The following is an 8,033-nucleotide window of genomic DNA, read 5'->3' on the forward strand; positions in this document are numbered from 1 at the left end:
CAGGTGCGAAACCCCGCAAGGGAAAGAAGCAGAAACCTAAATCGTGAGGTTTGGGAATCACCGTCCGTTTACGGCGGTGAGGATGTCAACTCATGATATTCTGATTCAATCATTAGCGTTTGAGAGCCTATGTCCCCTCAATTTAATTTTCAAGAAAACGAACTCGAAGAAGCGGATATCATAACCCTCTGGGATGAGCAAGGTCGATCGCTGGACTGTTATATTGAGAATGCCTATGAAACCGATGATCTCACCTATATGCTTCTTGTTCCCGTGGATACCCCGGTGATGATTCTAGCTTGGGATGAGGAATCGGAGGAAGAAGAATCCGATGCCTTCTTAATCGAAGATAGCGAGGAAATAGAGCGGATTTTCGCCGATGCTAAGGCAGTTTTAGCAGAATTAGACCTATTGCTCAAATCCACTGCCCACACCTTGACTGTTAGTGGTGAATTACCGCCCCTGGAAGAAGATAATGTTCTCAGTTTAGAAATTGATGGCGATGAACCCTCCTTGTCATCAGAGCCGGAAGAATTGCAATTTCTCGCCAGTTTCTTTTCGGAAGACCAAAAATACTCGATTTACAGTCCCCTAGCTCCTTTGTTATTCTTAGCCGTCGGTGATGCGGAAGGGAAAGTTGAATTAGTTTCCCCCGATGATGACGGTATGGGACCAATTCTAGAGGAACTTTTGTTTGATGAACTCGATTAATTACATAATTTTACCAAATCCGCCGACCAAAATTTTTGATAAATCTAGTCACAGTATATCTTTTGGGATTTTATTATCGTCGTGATTAAAACGGATTTGGTATTTTTTCTCTAAATTAATTACGGTTCTTCGGTTTGTGTTATGCAATGGAGGGGGGTTATAAGGGATGAAACCCTTATATAGAAAGACATTGCTTCGATTTTTGCCAATTGTTTTCGATCTAGAACGAGCTAATCAATTAAGTCTCTTGCCGGATAAGGATTTAGCCGATTTATGCCCCCTGATCGAACCATACCAAGTAACGAAGAGCCTTAATACACATTTCCCTAACCACTGACGAACTTATTATCTGTCGGATAGGCTTCTAGCCTCTGCTTACTGGCAAAAGTGAGGGGCAGCCCGGGACAGACACTGATGCCAAAGGAAGAATAGACCTCTTGTAAAAATCAAAAATTGTTGTTGGGGTTAGGAGTCAGTAGTCAGGAGAATTAAGAATGAATAATAAGCAATTAAATGGTATATTTACAGATTTTATGCCATTTAATCCTTATTTTTGCCCTTTTTGAAACGTCAAAAATTAATTATGCAAAAGTTCTAGTCTTTAGTCAGAATATTTACTATCAGAGCAGCACAAGGCTGACGTTTAGGGGCAGGCTGCGATAGGATAAAAAAGTGCTAGATAAAAACTCCTCTCCCTTCTGGTCCTTAGTTGCGGGTCACTGGTTCAAGCTAATCTGTGGAGCTAGTTACCAAGATTTGCCCACGATTCGCAACCTCGCTTTGACCTATACTATCGCCGGGGCCGATTGTATTGATGTGGCCGCCGACCGAGCCGTGATTGTTGCGGCCAAAGAAGGCATCGAAACCGCCGAAAAAATCGCTGGATTACCTCCCAATCGACGACCTTGGTTAATGGTCAGTCTCAATGACGGGGAAGATCCCCACTTTCGTAAAGCTATCTTTAACCCGCAACTCTGTCCGGTCGATTGTCCCCGTCCCTGCGAAAAAATCTGTCCCGCTTATGCTATCGATAGGGGAGGAGTGATCGAACAGCGCTGTTATGGTTGCGGTCGCTGCTTACCCGTTTGTCCCCGGCAAATAATCGAAACAAAATCCCGTGTCTGTCAACCCCAAGAAATTATCCCCTTAATTATCGAAATGGGAGTCGATGCGATCGAAATTCATACCCAAGTCGGTCATGGAGAGGAATTTGCTCGACTCTGGCCAGCGCTCGCAACTGTCAGTAAAAACCTAAAAATACTCGCCATAAGTTGCCAAGATCATGAATATATCATTGATTACCTCCACTATCTGCGAGAAACTATTTCACCCCTAAGCTGTCCTCTGATTTGGCAGACGGACGGCCGACCGATGAGCGGCGATATCGGCAAAGGAACCACCCACCCGGCCATTAACATGGCCAAAAAAGTCCTTTCCACCAATCTAGCCGGATTTGTGCAGTTAGCCGGGGGAACCAATGACCATACCGTGACCAAATTACAGCAACTGGGACTGAGAGAAAAAATCGCTGGTATTGCCTATGGAAGTTACGCCCGTTCATTGATTTTGCCAATTTTAGAGCATTTAGACCAGCCTAACCTTGAAAATGACCCCCAAGCCTACCAAGAAGCCGTTAAAGCCGCTTCTATTCTCGTTGCTCAATTAAAAGCCTAACCTTGGTCAAAAAACTATAATATTTTTTTGATTGACAACTAACCCCTAAATGTGTTAGACCCCAAGAAAATCTGGGAAATAAAAACAGCCAATTATCGCCAAAACCCTTTATTATTAATGCCAGAAACCCTACCCTCCTCTCGGATGCCAGTTACCGACGATTTAAACAAACTCTTGGCAATTCTACCCGCGCGGATTCGCGGCAAAATCGAGGAACACCCGCGGCAGCATCAACTGATCGAAGTAGTTATGGATTTGGGACGCATACCAGAAGCGCGTTTTCCCGATGGGGCGATCGATCTGGGGGACGAACCGATCTCAAAAGAAGAAATCCAGTATTCGATCGCCCGGGTGGGCAGTTTTAGCGGCGATAATCGCGCCGGGATTGAACGCACCCTGCACCGCATCAGTGCCATTCGCAATCGAGACGGGGAAATTATCGGTTTAACCTGTCGTATCGGTCGGGCCGTTTTCGGTACGATCACCCTGATTAACGACCTAGTGGAAACGGGTAAATCCCTGCTCTTGCTCGGTCGTCCGGGGGTAGGGAAAACCACCGCTCTCCGGGAAATAGCCCGAGTTTTAGCCGACGATCTCAATAAACGGGTAGTGATTATCGACACCTCCAACGAAATCGCCGGGGATGGAGATATTCCCCATCCGGCCATCGGTCGCGCTCGTCGGATGCAGGTGTCCCGTCCGGAATTGCAGCATCAAGTCATGATCGAAGCGGTGGAAAACCATATGCCGGAGGTGATCGTGATTGATGAGATCGGTACGGAATTAGAAGCTCTGGCCGCCCGTACGATCGCCGAACGCGGGGTGCAGTTAGTGGGAACCGCCCACGGCAATCAATTGGAAAATTTAATTAAAAATCCGACGTTATCGGATTTAGTCGGGGGAATTCAGGCAGTAACTCTCGGAGACGAAGAAGCACGCCGCCGGGGTTCTCAGAAGACCGTTTTAGAACGCAAAGCACCGCCCACCTTTGAAATTGCCATCGAAATGTTGGAACGTCAGCGCTGGGTCATCCACGAAGACGTATCCACTACTATCGACCAACTGCTGCGAGGCCGCGAACCAATTGCTCAAATCCGTTGGGTAGATGAGGAGGGAAAAGTACAGGTCACTCAGGAAGAACCAAAACCGGAAAAGTTGACCCCTTTGCGCGGCAATTATCTGCCGGAAATGGATAAACCCAAGGGATGGCGGGCCGATGGCCGAATGACTCCCGTGGACCGTTTTGGTGCAGGCCCACTCAACCGGGAAAACGATTTTGATCGCCTCCTCGAACAATCCTGGCTGCAGGAAGAACCGGAAACGGAAAAAGTCCGCGTCCCCGGTCCCAATGGCGAAGATTGGCCGGTTTATGTCTATCCCTACGGAGTCAGTCGCGCCCCGATCGAACAGGTAGTACAGGCCCTAGATTTGCCGATCGTTTTGACCAAAGATTTACAGGAGGCCGACGCAGTGCTGGCCCTGCGTTCCCACGTTAAAAATCAGTCAAAATTGCGGCAAATTGCCAAAGTAAGACAAATTCCCATCCACGGCATCAAATCCAATACCATGCCCCAAATTTCTCGGGGTTTAAAGCGGATTTTGGGCATTGATGACCCGATGAATCAGGAAGGTGCAGATCTGCGTTTATTTGCCCGCAGCGGCAGCGATGACGAGATCGAAGCTTTGGAGGAGGCCCGGTTAGCGGTGGAACAAATCGTTATCCCTACCGGCCAACCGGTGGAGTTACTGCCGCGATCGGCGAAAGTGCGGAAAATGCAACACGAATTAGTCGAGCATTACCGTCTCCAATCCGATAGCTTCGGAGAGGAACCGAATCGCCGTATTCGCATCTATCCAGCTTAGGAGTCGGGAATTTGCAGCGACGCACGCTCATCTTTATCGGTACCGGGGCGGTGATCGGTGCGGTGGCCGTCCGGATTATCCATCGTCCCCAATCGGCGGCGGAATTGCGCGCCAAAATGCCCCTAGCTGCAAGAATTAAGCTCTGTCTCGATCTGGCTAAGATTAAACTAGCTACCACGATCGACTATCTCGATAGTTATGCCCGTCGGGGAATTCTCTATCCCTATCTTACCCATCCAGAGCCATCGGGTTTTAATTTCTTCAATTGGCTACGGAGGGGGAATAGTCCCACCCCCGGCACTTGGAAGTTAGAAAAAGCCGATTTTTGGGCAGCAGGGGCTTTTGCTGCTTTGTTATGGAAAATTGCTCACTTAGAATCAAACCCTACCCCCACCGAAAAACTTTTTGCCGCAAACCCTAAATATAACTTAACTCAGTAAAAAAGACTTATTCGGATGGACAAGAAAGCCTTTTTTCAGCGCTTCTCGTCCTAATAACATCCGAAAACCCATGACATCGCGATTAGTCAAGGTTAATTCGATCGCCCATTGACGACCGCCAAGTAATACACTCGTTCTAATAACAGGACGTAGTTGACTTTGACCCCCAGAATTTTTTACCTGTCGCCATTCGAGGATTTCTGCGCTGGTGGTGACAGTGTGGTGACTATCTTTTTGGTAGGGATGAACTTGAAAGCGCAGCCAATTGCGATCGCCATCTCGAAAAGGGTGGAGATGAAAAGCGTGTAGGGCCGAGGAGCGAGCGCCTGTATCAATCTTGGCCTTTATTTTGGTAATGCCTAAATCAGGTAAATCGAGCCATTCTCGCCAACCGATGATGATTTTATCGGGTTTCATCCGTCTATTTAGGGTTTGCGGCAAAAAGTTTTTCCTAGGGGCAGGGTGTAGGGTGTAGGGTGTAGGGTGTGGGGTGTGGGGTTTTACCGATTTTGAGGTAGTCAGTTACCTAATTTTCAGGGAAAAAGTCCCTGAATTTTACCCCCGATCACCCCCAGGTCCGGCACTTTTTGAGGGAAAAAAAGTCTAAAAGCCTTATCCAACAAAGTTTTTAGATTTATTCAGCAAGCCCTATTTAGTTTTTTCTTCTTCAATCTCCCGCTGCATTTGGGCGATTTCTTCGGGAGTCATCGCTTCCAGGCGTTTTTTAAAGACGGCATCTTCGTAATCCTTGCGCTGTTTGCCGTAGGTCATATTATCGGTGGCAACTCGAAACAGATAGGTAAAAATCCAACCGATGACACCACCCACCAACACCGCTTGACTCCAAATTCCCGCCGAAGCACTATCTAAACCGGTTTTTTGTAGGATAATGTAGAGGATGCCGCCCACAGCAAACATCCCGATACCAATCCCGATGACATCGATGCGTCTCATGGGTTTTTTTGGTTGATAACTTAAGCTTTTAGGGTACGACGTTGGGGACGGAAGTTAAGGAAAGGACTTAACAACAGCATCCCGGGGAAGAAAAAGCTCATCAGAAAGTACATAAACCCTCTTTCCCAAGAAGAAGCCACATACCAGCGCGTATTGAGGTAGTAGTAGATAACGGCGGGAATGACGAGCAAATACAAGACACTGAGAGATAGGTAGATCAGGGCGATGATAATGGTTTCTTGCGTCAGAATTGATTGCATAAGGATTGATTTTTCTCAATAGCTGTCGGTGAACGGCAATTCACCTGCTGATTATTTTACCCCCTCTTTCCCCCTTTGTGGCGATCGAATTGGCGGGCTAAAATAATTTACTGAAAGTACTCTTGCCAATTAAATTATTTGTGATATGATAAAAAATTGTCGGTTAAATAACGGGGGCGTGGCGGAATGGTAGACGCTACGGACTTAAAATCCGTTGAGCCTTATAAGCTCGTGAGAGTTCGAGTCTCTCTGCCCCCATCGATCGAAGTCTATATTTAAACTGAGTATTGGGTATTTTAGTACAAATGCCCAAACTGCCTTTCCCTGCCCCCAGGAAAAACTTTTTCAGCCAGCCCTATCTAAAATATCCAATAATTCTAGGGGATGATCAATGAGATGATCGGGGTTAAATTGAGTGAGAATTTGAGGGGAATTAAAGCCCCAAGCGACTGCCACCACTTGCACTCGACTTTTTTGGGCAGCAGTAATATCTCTAGTTTCATCGCCGACATAAATCATTTCATCGGGACAGAATTTATTTTGTCGGATCAGGCGATCGATAATTTTGTGTTTGCTGAATAAAGGCGTTCCCGAATAGATAAAATCAAATAAACTTAAGAGTTGATTATTTGCTAAAAAGATGGTGACGTTTTCTTTGGTATTAGAAGTTATTATTCCTAATCTATAGCCTCTTTCTTTAAGAGTGGCGAGGCAGTGATGCCAGCCATGGAAAGGTTTCAGACATTCAATTTGTTTATTTAATTCCCGTTTAACTCGATAGAGTAAAAAAGGGATTTTAACGGGGGAAACTTGGGATTGTTTAATAATTTCTTGGGAACTAAGGTTTTTTAGTCTGGCCAAATCTTCCTCGTTGATGGGTTGATAACCGAAATTTTTAGCCAAACGATTGACAATCTCCACGAAAGTATCGTGGGTATCGGCGATAGTACCATCAAAATCGAACACTACTACTTTAATTGTCATCTTGTACGGGGTGAGGGGAATGAGCTAAATTAGCTTGGGCATTACGTCGCCACTGCTGAGGTTTGATTCGACGCAGGGCCGACGAGATGAAACGACGATCCCACTCCTCTATAGTTAGATTAGCTAATTCATCCAACCTTGGCGAGAGGTTTTCGGGACGAGGTTGAAAATCCTCCACGTCGGTAACTTGGGCAAAACGTTGATTCCAAGGACAGACATCTTGACAGATATCGCAGCCAGCTACCCAACCTTGTAAATTCTTGGCAATTTCTGTAGGCAAAGTTACAGCACGATTTTCGATGGTATGGTATGCAATACAGCGATTAGCATCCACCACATAGGGACTAACTATTGCTTGGGTCGGACAAGCGCTTAAACAACGGCTACAGGTGCCACAATGGTCACTATGGGGTTGATCCGGTTCTAAAGGTAAATTAGTTAATATTTCTGCTAAAAACACCCAACTGCCGTAATTGCGGGTAATTAAATTACCATTCTTGGCAATCCAGCCGATCCCTGCTCTTTGCGCCCAGACTTTATCCTGTACCGGTCCGGTGTCCACATAGTAACGGGTTTGAATTTGCTCCCCCTGACTTTCTAACCATTGACTGAGGGCTTTTAATTTTTTACTTAATACTTTGTGATAATCCCGTCCCCAAGCATAACGGGAAATTTTGCCATGGTTTTGCTCTTGACTGTGTTGCTGGGGGGTGTAGTAGTTAAGGGCGAGACCAATTAGCGATCGCACTTCTGGCCAAAGAGTTTTGATATCCTGTCGTTTCGGGTTAGTCATCCAATCCATATCAGCGTGATAACCCCGCTCTAACCAGCTTTTTAGATGGGATACCGCCGAGTCTTGGCTGTCCACAGAGGCAATACCGACCCCATGGAAGCCCAACTCTAGAGCTTTTTCTTTGATTTGTGTTTCTGTCACCATAGAAATATCTTAAGTCAAGTATTTGTAACAATTATTGGCAATTATAAATTTTTTGTTACGTAATGGGCTGGTAAAGAGATAAGACTGACTGGTACTTGGGTAGTACAATTAGAGTAAGAATTAAAACAAATAACCATGGCTCAACCGATTACCATCGAAGATATCTATAAACTTTTTGAGAAAACTAACGAAAAGTTTGAACAATCACGC

General features: G+C 45.9%; 9 protein-coding genes and 1 tRNA gene. 5 read left to right on the top strand and 5 right to left on the bottom strand.

All coding sequences use genetic code 11. The features are described 5' to 3' along the window. Positions 1 to 129 precede the first annotated feature (129 nt). The 4 genes from BGL89_RS01560 to BGL89_RS01575 all read left to right on the top strand — a co-directional run bounded on the left by BGL89_RS01560 (position 130) and on the right by BGL89_RS01575 (position 4,688). Positions 130 to 711 (top strand): DUF3727 domain-containing protein, encoded by a 582-nt coding sequence (locus BGL89_RS01560; RefSeq protein WP_286823975.1) that lies wholly within the window; start codon positions 130 to 132, stop codon positions 709 to 711. 672 nt (positions 712 to 1,383) lie between these two features. Then, a complete protein-coding gene (gene ldpA, locus BGL89_RS01565) occupies positions 1,384 to 2,385 on the top strand; it encodes a circadian clock protein LdpA (protein WP_286823977.1) in 1,002 nt (333 codons plus the stop codon). Between the two features lie 117 nt (positions 2,386 to 2,502). After that, complete coding sequence (locus BGL89_RS01570; protein ID WP_502692589.1) at positions 2,503 to 4,248, top strand: R3H domain-containing nucleic acid-binding protein; 1,746 nt, start codon at positions 2,503 to 2,505, stop codon at positions 4,246 to 4,248. 11 nt (positions 4,249 to 4,259) lie between these two features. Further along, complete coding sequence (locus BGL89_RS01575; RefSeq protein WP_286823981.1) at positions 4,260 to 4,688, top strand: hypothetical protein; 429 nt, start codon at positions 4,260 to 4,262, stop codon at positions 4,686 to 4,688. Here BGL89_RS01575 and BGL89_RS01580 read toward each other — a convergent pair. The 3 genes from BGL89_RS01580 to ndhL form a co-directional block, all read right to left on the bottom strand. Next, on the bottom strand, positions 4,677 to 5,105 hold the full coding sequence (locus BGL89_RS01580; protein WP_286824010.1) for an ATP-dependent zinc protease family protein: 429 nt from the start codon (positions 5,103 to 5,105) through the stop codon (positions 4,677 to 4,679). The two genes, BGL89_RS01575 and BGL89_RS01580, sit on opposite strands and share 12 nt — an antisense overlap. 231 nt (positions 5,106 to 5,336) lie before the next feature. Beyond that, positions 5,337 to 5,642: a DUF3007 family protein gene (locus BGL89_RS01585; RefSeq protein ID WP_158199343.1), complete on the bottom strand. Its 306-nt coding sequence runs from the start codon at positions 5,640 to 5,642 to the stop codon at positions 5,337 to 5,339. 20 nt (positions 5,643 to 5,662) lie between these two features. Then, positions 5,663 to 5,902, bottom strand: coding sequence for an NAD(P)H-quinone oxidoreductase subunit L (ndhL, locus tag BGL89_RS01590; RefSeq protein WP_002732218.1), 240 nt, complete (start codon positions 5,900 to 5,902; stop codon positions 5,663 to 5,665). A 172-nt stretch (positions 5,903 to 6,074) separates the two neighbouring features. On the opposite strand from ndhL, the gene BGL89_RS01595 reads away from it, so the two are divergent. Then, positions 6,075 to 6,160 (top strand) — tRNA-Leu (locus tag BGL89_RS01595). A gap of 87 nt (positions 6,161 to 6,247) precedes the next feature. Here BGL89_RS01595 and BGL89_RS01600 read toward each other — a convergent pair. Both BGL89_RS01600 and queG read right to left on the bottom strand, forming a co-directional pair. Further along, positions 6,248 to 6,886 (bottom strand): HAD-IA family hydrolase, encoded by a 639-nt coding sequence (locus tag BGL89_RS01600; protein WP_286824007.1) that lies wholly within the window; start codon positions 6,884 to 6,886, stop codon positions 6,248 to 6,250. Then, the gene (queG, locus tag BGL89_RS01605) at positions 6,876 to 7,823 is read right to left on the bottom strand and encodes a tRNA epoxyqueuosine(34) reductase QueG (protein WP_286824009.1); all 948 of its coding nucleotides are present in this window, start codon (positions 7,821 to 7,823) and stop codon (positions 6,876 to 6,878) included. The genes BGL89_RS01600 and queG overlap by 11 nt, the downstream gene beginning before the upstream one ends. Positions 7,824 to 8,033 lie beyond the last annotated feature (210 nt).

It is taken from the genome of Microcystis sp. LSC13-02, assembly GCA_002282935.1.
In the GTDB taxonomy this organism is placed as follows: domain Bacteria; phylum Cyanobacteriota; class Cyanobacteriia; order Cyanobacteriales; family Microcystaceae; genus Microcystis.